13 protein-coding genes are annotated in these 14,022 nt (G+C 74.9%); 6 read left to right on the top strand and 7 right to left on the bottom strand.

Going from position 1 to position 14,022, the window contains the following annotated elements; genetic code table 11:
- Window position 1 precedes the first annotated feature (1 nt).
- From ACQYWQ_RS27155 to ACQYWQ_RS27125, 7 genes are all read right to left on the bottom strand, one after another.
- A complete protein-coding gene (locus ACQYWQ_RS27155; RefSeq protein ID WP_431038249.1) occupies window positions 2–1,363 on the bottom strand; it encodes an MFS transporter in 1,362 nt (453 codons plus the stop codon).
- 148 nt (window positions 1,364–1,511) lie between these two features.
- Window positions 1,512–2,465 (bottom strand): alpha/beta fold hydrolase, encoded by a 954-nt coding sequence (locus ACQYWQ_RS27150; protein WP_431038248.1) that lies wholly within the window; start codon window positions 2,463–2,465, stop codon window positions 1,512–1,514.
- A gap of 101 nt (window positions 2,466–2,566) precedes the next feature.
- Window positions 2,567–3,100 (bottom strand): GAF domain-containing protein, encoded by a 534-nt coding sequence (locus ACQYWQ_RS27145; protein WP_431039373.1) that lies wholly within the window; start codon window positions 3,098–3,100, stop codon window positions 2,567–2,569.
- An 11-nt stretch (window positions 3,101–3,111) separates the two neighbouring features.
- Window positions 3,112–3,726, bottom strand: a complete 615-nt coding sequence (locus ACQYWQ_RS27140) for a GTP-binding protein (protein ID WP_431038246.1) — start codon at window positions 3,724–3,726, stop codon at window positions 3,112–3,114.
- A complete protein-coding gene (locus ACQYWQ_RS27135; RefSeq protein WP_007819784.1) occupies window positions 3,704–4,102 on the bottom strand; it encodes a DUF742 domain-containing protein in 399 nt (132 codons plus the stop codon). The genes ACQYWQ_RS27140 and ACQYWQ_RS27135 overlap by 23 nt, the downstream gene beginning before the upstream one ends.
- 12 nt (window positions 4,103–4,114) lie before the next feature.
- On the bottom strand, window positions 4,115–4,546 hold the full coding sequence (locus tag ACQYWQ_RS27130) for a roadblock/LC7 domain-containing protein (RefSeq protein WP_431038244.1): 432 nt from the start codon (window positions 4,544–4,546) through the stop codon (window positions 4,115–4,117).
- A 77-nt stretch (window positions 4,547–4,623) separates the two neighbouring features.
- Window positions 4,624–6,750, bottom strand: coding sequence for an ATP-binding protein (locus tag ACQYWQ_RS27125; RefSeq protein WP_431038243.1), 2,127 nt, complete (start codon window positions 6,748–6,750; stop codon window positions 4,624–4,626).
- A 431-nt stretch (window positions 6,751–7,181) separates the two neighbouring features.
- Between ACQYWQ_RS27125 and ACQYWQ_RS27120 the strand changes: the two genes are divergently transcribed.
- The 6 genes from ACQYWQ_RS27120 (at window position 7,182) to ACQYWQ_RS27095 (ending at window position 13,981) form a co-directional block, all read left to right on the top strand.
- Window positions 7,182–8,117 (top strand): formylglycine-generating enzyme family protein, encoded by a 936-nt coding sequence (locus ACQYWQ_RS27120; RefSeq protein ID WP_431039372.1) that lies wholly within the window; start codon window positions 7,182–7,184, stop codon window positions 8,115–8,117.
- A gap of 160 nt (window positions 8,118–8,277) precedes the next feature.
- Window positions 8,278–9,642 carry an ROK family protein gene (locus tag ACQYWQ_RS27115; protein WP_431038241.1) on the top strand — a complete coding sequence of 455 codons (1,365 nt, stop codon included), beginning with the start codon at window positions 8,278–8,280 and terminating at the stop codon, window positions 9,640–9,642.
- Entirely contained in the window at window positions 9,633–10,448 is an 816-nt protein-coding gene (locus ACQYWQ_RS27110) for an ABC transporter permease (RefSeq protein ID WP_431038239.1), read from the top strand. The genes ACQYWQ_RS27115 and ACQYWQ_RS27110 overlap by 10 nt, the downstream gene beginning before the upstream one ends.
- A 248-nt stretch (window positions 10,449–10,696) precedes the next feature.
- Complete coding sequence (locus ACQYWQ_RS27105; protein ID WP_431039371.1) at window positions 10,697–11,464, top strand: ABC transporter ATP-binding protein; 768 nt, start codon at window positions 10,697–10,699, stop codon at window positions 11,462–11,464.
- Between the two features lie 61 nt (window positions 11,465–11,525).
- Window positions 11,526–12,515: an aliphatic sulfonate ABC transporter substrate-binding protein gene (locus ACQYWQ_RS27100; protein WP_431038237.1), complete on the top strand. Its 990-nt coding sequence runs from the start codon at window positions 11,526–11,528 to the stop codon at window positions 12,513–12,515.
- Window positions 12,512–13,981 (top strand): sulfatase-like hydrolase/transferase, encoded by a 1,470-nt coding sequence (locus ACQYWQ_RS27095; RefSeq protein ID WP_431038236.1) that lies wholly within the window; start codon window positions 12,512–12,514, stop codon window positions 13,979–13,981. The genes ACQYWQ_RS27100 and ACQYWQ_RS27095 overlap by 4 nt, the downstream gene beginning before the upstream one ends.
- The last annotated feature ends 41 nt before the right edge of the window (window positions 13,982–14,022 follow it).

Genomic DNA, 14,022 nt, shown 5'->3' with positions numbered 1-14,022 from the left:
TTCAGGCCCTCGCCTGTCGCCGGGGCTCGTCCTGCGCGGGCAGCGCGCCCCCGGTCGCCGCGGGCGCGAGCGCGGGTTCGGCGCGCGGGAGGCGTCGGATGCCGGGGACCAGGAGGAGGACGGTGCCGCAGACGAGGATCACGACGCCGCCCGCGAGGAGGACCGCGTCGGTGCCGAAGAGCGCGGCGGCCGGGCCGGCGAGGGCCTGGCCGACCGGGAGCAGCGCGAGGGAGCCCGCGACGTCGTAGGCGTGGATGCGGTTGAGGACCTCGGGGCGCACCTGGGTCTGCACCGTCGTCGCCCACATGACGCCCCAGAACGCCGTGCCGACGCCCGCGACGAAGGCCCCCGCCGCCATCCCGGCGACGGGGAGACCCGCGCCGACCGCCGCGGGGAAGAGGCTCACCGAGAAGAAGGCGATGGCGCCCGCGCGGAGCATGCGCAGCGGACGCAGGCGCAGCGCGATGAGCCCGCCGAGCACGGTGCCTGCGCCGAGCGCGGTGTTGATGAGCCCGTACGCGCCGGCACCGTGCTCGTCGACGACGCGGGTCGCGACGAGCGGCACGGTCGGGCCCCAGGCGGCGACCATGTACAGGCCCCACACCGAGATGACGCCCCACAGCCACACCCGCGAGCGGAACTCGTGCCAGCCCTCGACGAGATCGGCGCGGAAGCGGCTCGGCGCCTCGGTCTCGGCGCGCGGGGCCGCGGCAGGGAGTCGCAGCGTGAGCAGGCACAACGCGCTCACGAGGTACGTGCCCGCGTGGACGAGGAAGACGGCACCCGGCGAGGCGAGCCCCACGAGCATCCCCGCGAAGGCCGGGCCGAGGAGCGCGGCGACGGACTCGGCGACGCGCACGGCGCCGTTCGCCTTCTGCACATCGGCGGCCAGGCGCGGCACGGTCGAGGCGACGCCCGGCTGGAAGAGGGCCGAAGCGATGCCGTTGAGGCCGCCGATGACGCAGATCTGCCACAGCCGGGCGCTGCCCGTGAAGAAGAGCAGCGCGGCGACGGACTGCGTGAGGACCCGTACGGAGTCGGCGCCGGTCATGAGCTTGCGGGTGTCGAAGCGGTCGGCGATGACGCCGCCGAAGATGACGAGCCCGGCGAAGAGGGCGACCGAGGAGGCCATCGCGAGACCGACGGCGCCCGCCCCGTACCCCTCCTGGAGGAGACCGGCGGCGAGGGCGACGGGAAGCATCGTGTCGCCGAGCTTCGCGACGGCGCGCGCGGTGAAGAAGAGGCCGAAGTCCCTGGTCCACAGGCCGGAGCGGTCGTTCTGGCGCGCCGCTCGCCGCGCCTTCGCGCGCCCCTCGCCGCCCTCCGCGGTCCGCTCCCCCGCCGCTCCCTCTCCCGCCGCCATGACCGCAGTCCCTCCGTACGCGTGCGCGCGGCCGTGATGCCGCCGCCCGAGATCATGCCACCGTGCGCGCGCGGGCGTCGGCGCGTCCCGGGATGCGGAGGGACCGCACACGTGCCCGGCGGGCGGGCAGGGTACGGGGCGGAACCGCTCAGAGCGTGTGCGCGTCCAGCCACCCCGTCAGGTCCTCGTACACCAGGGCACGGTCGGGTTCCGTCTCGTTGAGGATCTCGTGACGCGCGCCTTCGTAGCCCTTCCAGCTGAGGTCGCTCACGCCGTGGTAGCGGTAGTCGTCGAGGAGTTCGTTGACGAGGGTCATGCGCTGGTTGCACGGGTCGAGCGTGCCCGCGGCGAGGTGCACGGGCAGGTCGCGGGGCATCCGGGCCAGGCGGGCCGGGTCGTTGACGCGGTACGCGGCGCGCACCCAGTCGTACGCGAGCCCCGCCGAGAAGGGGAAGCCGCACCGCTCGTCGGCGACGTAGGCGTCGACCTCGGCCTCGTCGCGCGAGAGCCACTCGAAGCCGGTCCTGTGCGGGAAGCCGTCGTTGAAGGAGGCGAAGAGGCGGGGAACGAAGTCGCTGACGAAGGCGCGCCCGCGGGCGGCGATCTCCTCCTCCAGGCGGGCCGTGCTCGACGCGTACTCGGCGCCGGGCAGGGAGCGGAAGACGCCGGTGAGGACGAGTCCCGCGAGGTCGTCGGGGTACTCCTGGGCGTACTCGCGGGCGAGCATGGAGCCGAGGCTGTGGCCGAGCATCAGGACCGGCACCTCGGGGTACAGGGCGCGGACCTGGTCGCCGACGGCCTTGAGGTCGGAGAGGATCGCGAGCCAGCCGTCCGCCTCGGGCCCCTCGTCGGTGCCGGTGACGCCGTAGCCGCCGGTCGAGGGGGCGGTGGCGCCGTGGCCGCGGTGGTCGGAGGCGAGGACGCCGTACCCGCGCGCGGTGAGGTGGTCGGCGAAGCGCTCGTAGCGGCGGGCGTGCTCGGCAGCGCCGTGGACGAGCTGGAGGAAGGCGCGCGGCCTGCGGCCCTCCGGGGGCAGCCAGGTGTACGTGGCGACGGCGGCTCCGTCGCCGCTCTGGAGCACGCCGGGCGTTGCTGCGGTCATGGGGGTCCTGCTCCTTCGGGTGGGGGCTTCGTGGCTTCGTGGGAAGTCCCCTCCCCCGCGGCGGGCCGCTCATGCGCCGCGTGCCCCCGACGGCGGTCCCCTCAGGCGCCTCCGCCCCGCCGCTCCGCGCCTCCCTCGCGCACGAGCGGGGCGAGTTCGGCCGCGAGGGTCTTCACGAGGGCCAGGGCCTCGCGGCCCCAGTCGCGCGGTTCGCGCGCGGCGGCCCACAGAGTGCCGAGGACGAAGCCGTCGTGGTCGGTGAGCGGGGCGCCGAGGTAGGCGTGGACGCCGGAGAGGTCGACGGCCTCGTTGGGCGAGAAGCGCGGGTAGTCGCGTACGTCGTCGAGGACGAGTGCCTTGCGGCGGACGACGACGTACGGGCAGAAGCCGTGGGCGCGCGGGAGGCGGCGTGCCGCGGCGGGGACGCCTCGCGGGTGGAGTCCCGCGAGGTACTGGTGGTCGGTGTGCACGAAGTTGACGCCGGCGAAGGGGGCGCCCGCGCCCGCCGCGAGGCGTGCCGCGTGGGCGTCGAGCGCGGGCACGGGCGCGGCGCCGAGGCCGAGCGCGGCGAGGCGGCGCTCGCGCTCGGGGGCCTCGGGGTCGTCGGGGAGCAGCAGGAGACGCCCGGTGTTCAGGCGCGCGGTGGTCATGCGCTGGCCCTGTCGCCGGGGACGGCTGCCGGGGCGGGGGCCGGACGTGCGGCCGTCAGCAGGTGCTTGACGAGGGTGAGGAGGGTCTGGATGCCCGAGCTGGAGATGCGGGCGTCGCAGTGCACGACGGGGACCTGCGGCGGCAGGCACAGCGCGGTACGCACCTCGTCGGCCTCGTAGCGGTGCGCGCCGTCGAACTCGTTGACGGCGACGACGAAGCCGAGCCCGCGTTCCTCGAAGAAGTCGACGGCGGCGAAGCAGTCCGCGAGGCGGCGCGTGTCGGCGAGGACCACGGCGCCGAGCGCGCCCTCGGAGAGTTCGTCCCACATGAACCAGAAGCGCTCCTGGCCCGGGGTGCCGAAGAGGTAGAGGACGTGGTCGCGGTCGAGCGTGATGCGGCCGAAGTCCATCGCGACCGTGGTGGTCGTCTTGCGTTCGACGCCTTCGAGGCTGTCGGTCCCGGCGCTGGCGCTGGTGAGCAGTTCCTCCGTGCTGAGCGGGGCGATCTCGCTCACCGCCCCCACGAAGGTCGTCTTGCCCACTCCGAAACCACCGGCGACCAGGATCTTCAGGGCGGCGGGGAAGGTCTCAGAGCCGTCGTCGTAGTCCATCGAGCAGTGCCTCCAGTAGGGACCGGTCCGTGGGGTGGGGGGAAGTGTCCGGCTGTTTGCTGACGAGGGAGCCGCAGTCCACGAGGTCGGAGAGCAGCACCTTGGTGACCACGACGGGCAGCCGCAGCCGCCCGGCGAGTTCGGCGACGGATGCCGGTACGGAGCACAGGCCGAGCACTTCGCTGTGCTCGGGCCCGAGGTGCGCGGGAGCCGGGGTGCCGGTGGCGCGCACCTGCGAGAGCAGGCCGAAGGCGGTGCGGGGCGTGGTGCGCCCGCCGCTGACGGTGTAGGGCCTCACGAGGCGCCCGGCCTCGCCGTCGTACCAGGCCCTGCCCTCCTTGCGACGGCGGCGGCCGCCCGCGGGCTGGAGTGTCACGGGGGCCGCCGCTCAGCTCGTCCGCGCCGCGCGCGCGGGGCGCCGGGCGGGCGTGACGAGGAAGGGGCGCACGCTCTTCACGAGCATCGCCATCTCGTAGCCGAGCACGCCCGGGTCGGCCTCGGGCCCCGCGAGGACGGCGAGACAGGTCCCCGAGCCCGCGGCCGAGACGAAGAGCAGCGCGGTGGACAGCTCGATGACGACCTGGCGCACCTCGCCGCCGTCCGCGAAGCGGACGCCCGCGCCGCGGGCGAGGGAGTGGATGCCCGAGGCGAGTGCGGCGAGGTGGTCGGCGCTGTCCTTGTCGAGCCCGTGCACGGACTTGACGAGTCCGTCCGCGGAGAGGAGTACGGCGCTGCGGCTGTGCGCGACGCGCTGCACGAGGCCGCTGAGCAGCCAGTCGAGGTCGGACACGCTGCCCGCTCGGGGGGCTTCGCTCGCCATGAGGGTGTCGCTCCTTGCATACGGGTACGGGCGGTGGGCCGTGCGGCCTGGGGTGCGCCTTCCGGCGGGGCGGCGGCTCAGTCGGCCCGTGCGGGCGGTTCGGCGGGGGCGCGCTCGCTGAACTCCTCGTGCGGCGGCACCACTTGGGGCACGGATTGCGCGCGGTCGTAGCCCTGCCTGAAGGCGGCCATGAGGTCGGGCGTGTGCAAGGTGTCGTCCCCGTCGGGCTCGTCCGTGCGCGCCTCCGTGACATCGCCGTTGTCCCTGCGCAGTTGCGGAACCATGTGGGTCTGCGCCTGGCGCTTGGGCAGCCCGGGCGCGGGACCCTCGGGGTCGTTGACCGGGCTGCCGTCGCGGCGGGTGAGCGCGACGATGGCGCCCGCGTCGGCGAACGAGACGCGGGGCGCGCCCGGCTGGGTGCCGGGACGGGCTTCGGCCGGGGTGGCGCGGGGCACGCCGGTCGCGCCGCGCTTGGGGAGCGGGACGGTGGGGCGCGGCGGCTCGCGGTCGGGGGACCCGTCGGGAGTGTCGCGCGGCGCGGGGGGTTCGGGCGCGGGTGCGGGCCCTGGCTTCTCGGGGACGCGGGGGTGGGGGGTGCGGCGGGAGGGGAGCGAGTCGACGGCACCGCGGACGGGGAGCGGGGGGTGTCCGGCGGCGGGGGTGGACGGGGGCCCTGGGGCAGGGGGTTCGGGGGCGGGGGGTTCGGGGGCGGGGGGTTCGGGGGTACGCGGCGCGGCGGGCGCCTCGCGTGAGGCCGGCGAACCCGGCGCGGAGGTCTCCCCCCGCGCGGCCGCGGGTTCCGGCTCGCCCGGCGGGCGCGTCCCTTCCGTACCGCCCGGCAGCGGCGTCTCGCCCGTACGGGAGGACTCGTCCTCGGGGGCGGACGCCGCGTCCGGCCCGGTTCCGGCCTCGTCGGCGGGTTCTTCGTCCTCGACGACCTCCGCGTCGACCGGCTCCGTCCCCACCTCCGCCGCACCGGCGCCCGCGCCGACCTCCGCGGGGGCGGCCGGTACCTCGCCCAGGAGGGCGGTGGGCAGGACGACGACGGCCTGGACCCCGCCGTAGATGTTGCTCTGGAGGCGCACGGCGATGCCGTGCCGGCGGGCGAGCGTGGCGACGACGTAGAGGCCGATGCGGCCGTCCTGGAGGAGCCCGGCGAGGTTCACCTGGTCGGGGTCGGCGAGCACCGTGTTCATGCGGTGGCGCTCGGCGGGATCGAGGCCGAGGCCCCGGTCCTCGATCTCGACGGCGAGCCCCGCGGCGACCCTGCCCGCGCGGAGCAGCACGGGGGTGTGCGGCGCGGAGAAGAGCGTGGCGTTCTCGACGAGTTCCGCGATGAGGTGGACGATGTCGGCGACGTTCTGCCCGTGCACCGCGCCGTCCACCGGCGGGACGAGCCTGACCCGCGGGTACTGCTCGACCTCGGCGACCGCCGAGCGCAGCACCTGCTGGAGCGGGATGGGGGTGCTCCACTGACGGCGCGGCACGGAACCACCGAGCACCGCGAGGTTCTCGGCGTGCCTGCGGGTGCGGGTCGCGAGGTGGTCGATGTGGAAGAGGCCCTTGAGGAGCGCGGGGTCCTCGGTGCCGCTCTCCAGTTCGTCGAGCACCTGGATCTGCCGGTGCACGAGGGACTGGAGCCGCCGCGAGAGGTTGACGAAGACCTCGACCTTCTGTTCGTGGCCCGCGTGGCTGGAGAGCTGCGAGGCCCGTACGACGGAGGACATCGCGACGTCGTGGAAGCGGTGGAGTTCGTCGGCGAGCAGATCGAGACCGTCGCCGCCGCGGTCGGGGCGCGCGGGCGCCTCGCGCACAGGGGGCAGCTCGCCGCGCCGCAAGCGGTCGACGAGGCCGCGCAGTTCGGTCTGGCGGCGGGCGCTCGTCGTGCGCAGGGCGCCGACGCGGTCGAGGACCGTACGGCTCGCGCGGCGCGCGGCGAGCACGGCGCCGCACAGCGCGGCGAGGGCGACCCCGGCCGCGAGGCCGACGCCGAGCCGTACCGCGCCCCCGAGGTCGTCCTCGGCGCCGAGGAGCAGCAGCACGGCGGCGAGGCCGCTGAGCGCGACAGCGAGCGCGGGCAGGACCGCGGTGCGCAGCAGCAGTGTCCGTATGTGCGACTCGGGCAGCAGGCTGCCCGGTCTGCCGTGGCGGGCCCCGCCGTCGCGGCGGTCCGCTCGCCCGGCGGAGGCGCGGAGGTGTGTCATCGACGTCCTCGGTACGGGGGGATTTCATGCTGCGGGCACAGATCTCGCGCCACTCCCGCGCGACGGTGCGGCGGGGGGCGATGGCAGCCCACGGTAGTGACCAACTGAACAACGGAAGGGGCCTGTTGACAAACCCGTACGGCCGAGGTCCCGCTCCAGCGGGAGGTGCCGAACGGGCGTACGGATTTCCTTGCGAACACACGTACGCACACCTCCGTCTTCTCGCCCGCATGTACGGGAACGCACGTGCGATCCGCGTGCGGGGCATTCCCCGCCGGTCCCGTAGCCTCGGCCTGCCGCCACCGGACGGGGCACGAAAGGGGAGAGGGATGCCGCACGGCACGCACGAGGGGACGCACGGGGGCACGCCGGAGGAAGCGCGCGAGGAAGCGCACGGGGGAAGTTGTTGCGCGCCGGGGGCGGGCGAGGCGTTGTTCTCGCTCGCGGTGCCGGTACGGGACGCTGCGGCGCCCACCGTCCCCGCGCTCCCCCAGGAGCTGGGCCCCGATGGGCCGGGCCCCGAACCCTCCGTCGCGCTCGACGGCGGCACCTTCCTCATGGGCACGCAGGACGCGGAGGGGTTCGCGGCCGACGGCGAGGGCCCCGTGCGCGAGGTGCGCCTCTCGCCGTTCCGTATCGGGACGCTCGCCGTGACCAACGCGCGCTTCGCCGCCTTCGTCGCCGCGACGGGGCACGTCACCGAGGCCGAGCGCTTCGGCTGGTCCTTCGTGTTCGCCGGCTTCCTGCCGGCCGCCCTGCGCCGCGTCTCGCCGCGCCCGGAAGCAACGCCGTGGTGGTGCGGCGTCAGCGGAGCGACGTGGCGGGCGCCCGAGGGCCCTGGAAGCGACCTCGCCGCGCGCGGGGACCACCCAGTCGTGCACGTCGGCTGGTCCGACGCCGCGGCCTACTGCCGGTGGGCGGGCGGGCGGCTCCCGACCGAGGCCGAGTGGGAGTACGCGGCGCGCGGGGGCCTCCCGCAGCGCCGCTACCCGTGGGGCGACGAACTGACGCCCGGCGGGGAGCACCGCTGCAACATCTGGCAGGGCCGCTTCCCCACCCAGAACACCGCCGCCGACGGCTATCGCGGCACGGCGCCCGCCGACGCCTTCCCGCCCAACGGCTACGGGCTGCACAACGTCGCCGGCAACGTCTGGGAGTGGTGCGCCGACCGCTGGACCACGGAGCACTCCGCGCGCCCCGCGTCCGACCCGCGCGGCCCGCGCCGGGGCACCTCGCGGGTCATGCGCGGCGGCTCGTACCTGTGCCACCACTCGTACTGCAACCGCTACCGCGTCGCGGCGCGCACCTCCAACACGCCCGACAGCACCGCGGGGAACCTCGGCTTCCGGTGCGCCTGGGACGCCTGAGCCCGCCGCCCTGTTGCGGCACATTGCGGGCTCGTGAAAACCCCTCAGGAGTCGGGCCCGCGGGGGACACCGCTGACCTGCGGGAACACCGAGCGGAACGGGGGCGGGGATTTTTTCCGGGGCGTTGACCTAAAGGGGGCCGCCGCGCACCCTGGCCCGCATGCCGACCGACCCCGAGGGCGGACCGCTGGCGCGGCTGCGCCGCGGTCACGAGGAACTCGTCCTGTCCCTGCTGCGCACCCACGGCCCGCTCCCCCGGGCCGAGCTGACGCGGCTCAGCGGGCTCTCGCGCACGACGCTGTACGACATCGTGGGCGCCCTCGTGGCGCGCGGCGCGCTCGTCGCCGCCGCGCCGCCCGCCGAGGGGCGCCGCCGCGGGCGGCCCGTCGAGACGCTGTCGCTCGACCCCGCGGCGGGGCAGGCGCTCGGCATCGACTTCGCGCGCCGCGCGGTGCACGTCGCCGCCGTCAACGTCGCGCACGAGGTGGTCGGCACAGCGAGCGCGGCGCACGGGGCGGACGTGACGTGGCCCGAGCGCCTGGACCTCGCGACCCGCCTCGTCGGCGAACTCCCGGGCGGTGGCCTGCGGCTCGCCTCGCTGGGCGGGGTGGGGGTGGGGGTCGTCGGGCCGGTCGCGGGCGGGGAGGCCGAGGACGCGGGCCCCGCGGGAGGCGTGGACCCGGTGGGGAGCGGGGGCCCCGTCGAAGGCGCGGGCCCCGCGGAGGACGGGGGTGCCTCGCGGGACGGGGGGTGCGCGGACCCGGCGCCGCGGCTGTCGGCCGTGACCGGCCTCCTGCGCCGCCGGTTCGGCGCCCCCGTCCTCCTCGACACGAACACGCGCCTGGCCGCGCTCGCCGAGGCGACGTGGGGGGCCGCCGCCGGGGTCGCCGACGTGGCGTACCTGCGGCTCTCGTACGGCGTGGGCGGCGGGCTCGTCGTGGCCGGGAACCTGCACAGGGGCCGGGGCGGGCTCGCCGGGGAGTTCGGCCACATCACGGTCGAGCCCGGCGGCGCGCCCTGCTCCTGCGGCAAGCGCGGCTGCCTGGAGTCGGCGGCCTCGCTGGGCGCCGTGCTCGACGCGTACCCGCCCGCGGGGGACCTGGCGGGGCTGCTCGCCGCGCTGCCCGGCGAGCCCGCCGCCGTACGCGCCGTGGCGGCCGCGGGGGAACGGGCCGGGCGGGTGCTCGCCGCCGTGTGCCAGGCCCTCGCCCCGTCCGCCGTCGTGCTCGGCGGGGAACTCGCCGCGGCGGGCGAGCCGCTGTTCGGCGCGGTACGCCGCGCACTCGACGCCCACCTCATGCCCGCGGGGCGGCCCGCGCCCGAGGTGCGTCCCGCGCTGCTCGGGGACGCGGGCGGGGCGCTCGGCGCGCTCGCCCTCGTGCTGCGCGAGTCACCGCCGCCGCTGCGCCCGGTCGTCCCCGTACCCGTATCCGACGCGTGTGCCGCGGGCCGTACGGCGGCCGCCGCGCGGCCCGGGGGAGCACCTGCGCGCGTCCCGTCCCGAGGGAGGCCGTCGTGGCCGTGATCCCCGTCCCCGAGAGCACCGCAGCGCCTGACCGGGGCCCCGCGCCCCGCCGTACGCGGCGGCGACCGCCCGCGCCGCTGCTCAACCTGCTCGCGCTCGGGCTCGGGCTCGGCGTGTGGTGGCTGCTCGCCGCGACCGGCATCGTGGACGTGCCGGGGCCCTGGCCGGTGGCGCGGCGGGCCGCCGAGATGATCGCCGACGGCTCGCTGCTCGCCGACACGCTGGCGAGCCTGCGCCGGGTGCTGATCGGCTTCGTCATCGGCGTCGTGCTCGCCGTACCCGTCGGGTTCCTGATGGGCTGGTACCCGCCGGTGCGGGCGCTGCTCGAACCGTACGTGCAGTTCTTCCGCGCGGTGCCGCCGCTCGCGATCATCCCGCTCGCGATCGTGCTGCTCGGGATCGGCGAGACGCCGAAGGTGTTCGTCATCTTCCTCGCCTCGTTCCTCGCGACCGTCGTGGCGGCGCTCCAGGGCGTCACGGCGACGGACCGCACGCTCATCAACGCGGCGCGCGTGCTCGGGGCCCCCGACCGGGTCATCTTCCTCAAGGTGGTGATCCCCGCGTCGACGCCCTTCCTGCTCGTGGGGGCGCGGATCGGGCTCGGCTCCTCGTGGGCCACGCTCGTCGCGGCCGAACTCATCGCGGCGGACAAGGGGCTCGGCTACGAGATGACGCACGCGCAGACCTACTACGACCTGCCGACGATCTTCGTCGGGCTCCTCACCATCGGGGTCGTCGGACTCGTGATGGACCGCCTGCTGCTGCGGGCGGAGCGGCACCTCACCTCCTGGCAGGAGCGACGATGACACGGCCTTCGTACGAGACGCACGACGCGCGCGGCGGCACGGCCCGCGAGGGGACGGGCGAAGGGACACCCGCGCCGCACGCGCCCCGGCAGACCTCCGCGCCGCACACGACGCGGAAGGGCGAGGTCCCGCGCGCGACCCGGCAGGGCGAGGTGCCGCGCGCGACCCGGCAGGGCGAGGTGCCGCACCCGACCCGGAAGGCCGGGGCCCCGCGGGAGGCGGCCGCCCCCGCTCCGGGCCGCGCGAAGATCTCCTTCCGTGCGGTGAGCCGCCATCACCCGGTCAAGGGCGGGGTGTTCACCGCGCTCGACCGGCTCTCGCTCGACATCGCCGAGGGCGAGTTCGTCGCGGTCGTGGGTCCGTCGGGGTGCGGCAAGTCGACGCTCCTCAATCTCGCCGCGGGACTCGACACGCCGAGCGGCGGCGAGGTCCTCGTGGACGGGGTGCCGGTGCGCGGCCCGGGCCCCGACCGGGGTGTCGTCTTCCAGCAGTACGCGCTGTTCCCGTGGCTCACCGTGCGCGGCAACGTCGAGTTCGGGCTGCGCCTGACCCGGCTGCCGGCCGCCGAGCGCCGCCGCCGCGCCGACCACGCCATCGCCCTCGTCGGGCTGGGCGACTTCGCCGACGCGCTGCCGCGCACGCTCTCGGGCGGGATGAAGCAACGCTGCGCGCTGGCACGGGCGTACGCGGTCGACCCGGCGGTCCTGCTCATGGACGAGCCCTTCGGCGCGCTCGACGCGCTCACCCGGGTGCGCTCGCAGGAGCAGCTGCTGGCGACGTGGACGCGCGAGCGGCGCACCGTCCTGTTCGTGACGCACGACGTGGACGAGGCGGTGTACCTCGCCGAACGGGTCGTCGTGATGGCGGCCCGCCCCGGCAGGGTCCACCGTGTCGTCGACGTGCCGCTGCCCCGGCCGCGTACCGAGGAGCTGCGGCTCTCGCCGGAGTTCGCCGCGGTGCGCAACGAGGTGTGGCACGCGGTGTACCACCAGGAGCCGACACCGCCGGACGCCTGAACCGCCCCTCCGACTCCCCTTCTCCCGACGCTCCACCTCCCTCCGAAAGGCCCCCGCCGCCATGTCCCTCTCCCGCCGCGCCCTGCTCACGGCACTCACCGCGACCCCACTGGCACTCGCCGTGTCCGCCTGCTCCGACGACGCGCCGGAAGGCGGTTCGGGCGGCGGTACGCACCACGTCCGCTTCGGCTACATCGCCGACTACAACGGCGCGAGTCTCCTCGCCATCGCGCGGGAGCGCGGGCTGTGGAAGAAGCACGGCCTCACGGCCTCGTACAGCGTCTTCGTCAACGGCCCCGTGCAGATCCAGGCGCTCGGCACCGGGGATCTCGACTACGGGTACATAGGTCCCGGCGCGATGTGGCTGCCCGCCTCGGGCAAGGCGAGGATCGTCGCGATCGACACGCTCACCTACGCGGACCGCGTCATCGCGAAGCCGGGCATCACCTCGCTCCGGGGGCTCAAGGGCCGCAAGGTCGGTGTGCCCGAGGGGACTTCGGGCGAGATGGTGCTGCGGCTCGCGCTCAAGAAGGCCGGGATGACGATGGACGACATCCAGAAGGTCGTCATGGACGCGCCGACGATCGTCGCCGCGTTCTCGGCGGGCCGCATCGACGGAGCCGGGATCAACTACCCGCTCATCGACACCATCAAGGAGAAGGTGCCGAAGCTCGTGGAGGTGGCGAGCACCGAGGACATCGGCGGGAGCTTCCCCACCGCCTTCGTCGCGGGGCCGAAGACGGACGAGGCGGCGGAGGCGAAGGTCGTGGCCGTCCTCAAGGAGGCGAACGACTGGCGCGCCGCGCACCCCGAGGAGTCGGTGGCGCTGAGCGCGAAGCTGCTCAAGGTGGACGAGGCGAAGGTGAAGGCCGACGCGAGCCACGTCAAGACGCTCACGACGAAGGAACTCGTGGCGCGCACCGAGGACGGCACGGTGGACGGCTGGCTCGACGCGATGAGCGAATTCTTCGTCAGCACGGGCCAGTTGAAGGAGGCGCCGAAGGCCTCGTCCTTCTACGCGGGCGAGCGGTTCGGGAAGGCGGGCAAGTGAACCTCCTGTTCCTCATGACCGATCAGCACCGCGTCGACACTCTCGGCGCGTACGGGAATCCGCACGTGGCGACGCCCCACCTGGACCGGCTCGCGGCGAGCGGCACGCGCTTCGACCGCTTCTACACGCCGACCGCGATCTGCACCCCCGCCCGCGCGAGCCTCCTCACCGGGCAGGCCCCCTTCCGGCACCGCCTGCTCGCCAACCAGGAGCGGAACGTGGGGTACTCGGAGGATCTGGCGGAGGACGCCTTCACCTTCCCCGCGGCGCTCGCGGCGCGCGGCTACCGGCTCGGGCTCATCGGCAAGTGGCACGCCGGAACGCGGCGCGACGCGGCCTCGTACGGTTTCGAAGGGCCCGATCTGCCGGGCTGGCACAACCCCGTCGACCACCCCGACTACCTCTCCTATCTCGCGGAGCGCGGGCTGCCCCCGTACCGCATCAGCGAGCCCGTGCGCGGCACCGCGCCCAACGGCAGTCCCGGCAACCTGCTCGCCGCGCGCCTCGACCAGCCCGTCGAGGCGACCTTCGAGTACTACCTCGCGACACGCGCCATCGAGCACCTGGAGCGCTACGCGGCCGAGGGGGCGAAGGACGGCAGGCCCTTCTTCCTCGCGACGCACTTCTTCGGCCCGCACCTGCCGTACCTGCTGCCCGACGCCTCCTACGACCGCTACGATCCCGCCCTCGTCGAGCTGCCTCCCTCGGTCGCGGAGACCTTCGAGGGCAAGCCGCCCGTGCAGCGCAACTACAGCGCGCACTGGGCCTTCGACACGATGCCCGAGGAGGTGAGCCGCAAGCTCGTCGCCGTCTACTGGGGGTACGTGAGCCTCATCGACGAGCAGATCGGGCGCATCCTGACGCGTATGGAGGAGCTGGGGCTCGCCGACGACACGTCCGTCTTCTTCACCGCGGATCACGGCGAGTTCACGGGCGCGCACCGGCTGCACGACAAGGGCCCGGCGATGTACGAGGACATCTACCGCATCCCGGGGATCATCCGCGTGCCCGGTCAACCCGCCCAGGTGCGCGAGGAGTTCGTCACGCTCACCGACTGCACGGCGACCCTGCTCGACCTCGCGGGCTGCGACACGGCTCCGGCGACCGACAGCCGCAGCCTGCTCCCGCTGCTGCGCGGCGAGCACCCGCAGTGGCCCGCCGAGGTGCTCGCCGAGTTCCACGGCCACCACTTCCCCTACCCGCAGCGCATGATCCGCGAGGAGCGCTTCAAACTCGTCGTCAACCCGGACTCGGTCAACGAGCTGTACGACTTGGAGACGGACCCGCACGAGCTGGTCAACCGCTACGCGGACCCCGAACTTGCCTCCGTGCGAGGGAGGTTGTCGCGGCGCCTGTACGAGCTGCTGCGTGGGCGCGGCGACAACTTCCACCACTGGATGACCTCGATGGCGGACATCGGGGACCCCGACCACGACCCGACCCTCAGCGCCTTCGAGCGCGGCTGAACTCCCCCGTCCCGGCCCGTACCCCCTTTCACAGGAAGGTC

The sequence above is a fragment of the Streptomyces sp. P6-2-1 genome (assembly GCF_050613165.1).
Lineage (GTDB): Bacteria > Actinomycetota > Actinomycetes > Streptomycetales > Streptomycetaceae > Streptomyces.
Note: the sequence above shows the minus strand (reverse complement) of the source record. Positions and strands in the feature narration are given on the sequence as shown.

Excerpts from the sequence above, each read along its gene's own strand:
- ACQYWQ_RS27155 (WP_431038249.1), bottom strand. The coding sequence starts at position 1,363 with ATGGCGGCGGGAGAGGGAGCGGCGGGGGAGCGGACCGCGGAGGGCGGC.
- ACQYWQ_RS27150 (WP_431038248.1), bottom strand. The coding sequence starts at position 2,465 with ATGACCGCAGCAACGCCCGGCGTGCTCCAGAGCGGCGACGGAGCCGCC.
- ACQYWQ_RS27140 (WP_431038246.1), bottom strand. The coding sequence starts at position 3,726 with ATGGACTACGACGACGGCTCTGAGACCTTCCCCGCCGCCCTGAAGATC.
- ACQYWQ_RS27130 (WP_431038244.1), bottom strand. The coding sequence starts at position 4,546 with ATGGCGAGCGAAGCCCCCCGAGCGGGCAGCGTGTCCGACCTCGACTGG.
- ACQYWQ_RS27125 (WP_431038243.1), bottom strand. The coding sequence starts at position 6,750 with ATGACACACCTCCGCGCCTCCGCCGGGCGAGCGGACCGCCGCGACGGC.
- ACQYWQ_RS27115 (WP_431038241.1), top strand. The coding sequence starts at position 8,278 with ATGCCGACCGACCCCGAGGGCGGACCGCTGGCGCGGCTGCGCCGCGGT.
- ACQYWQ_RS27100 (WP_431038237.1), top strand. The coding sequence starts at position 11,526 with ATGTCCCTCTCCCGCCGCGCCCTGCTCACGGCACTCACCGCGACCCCA.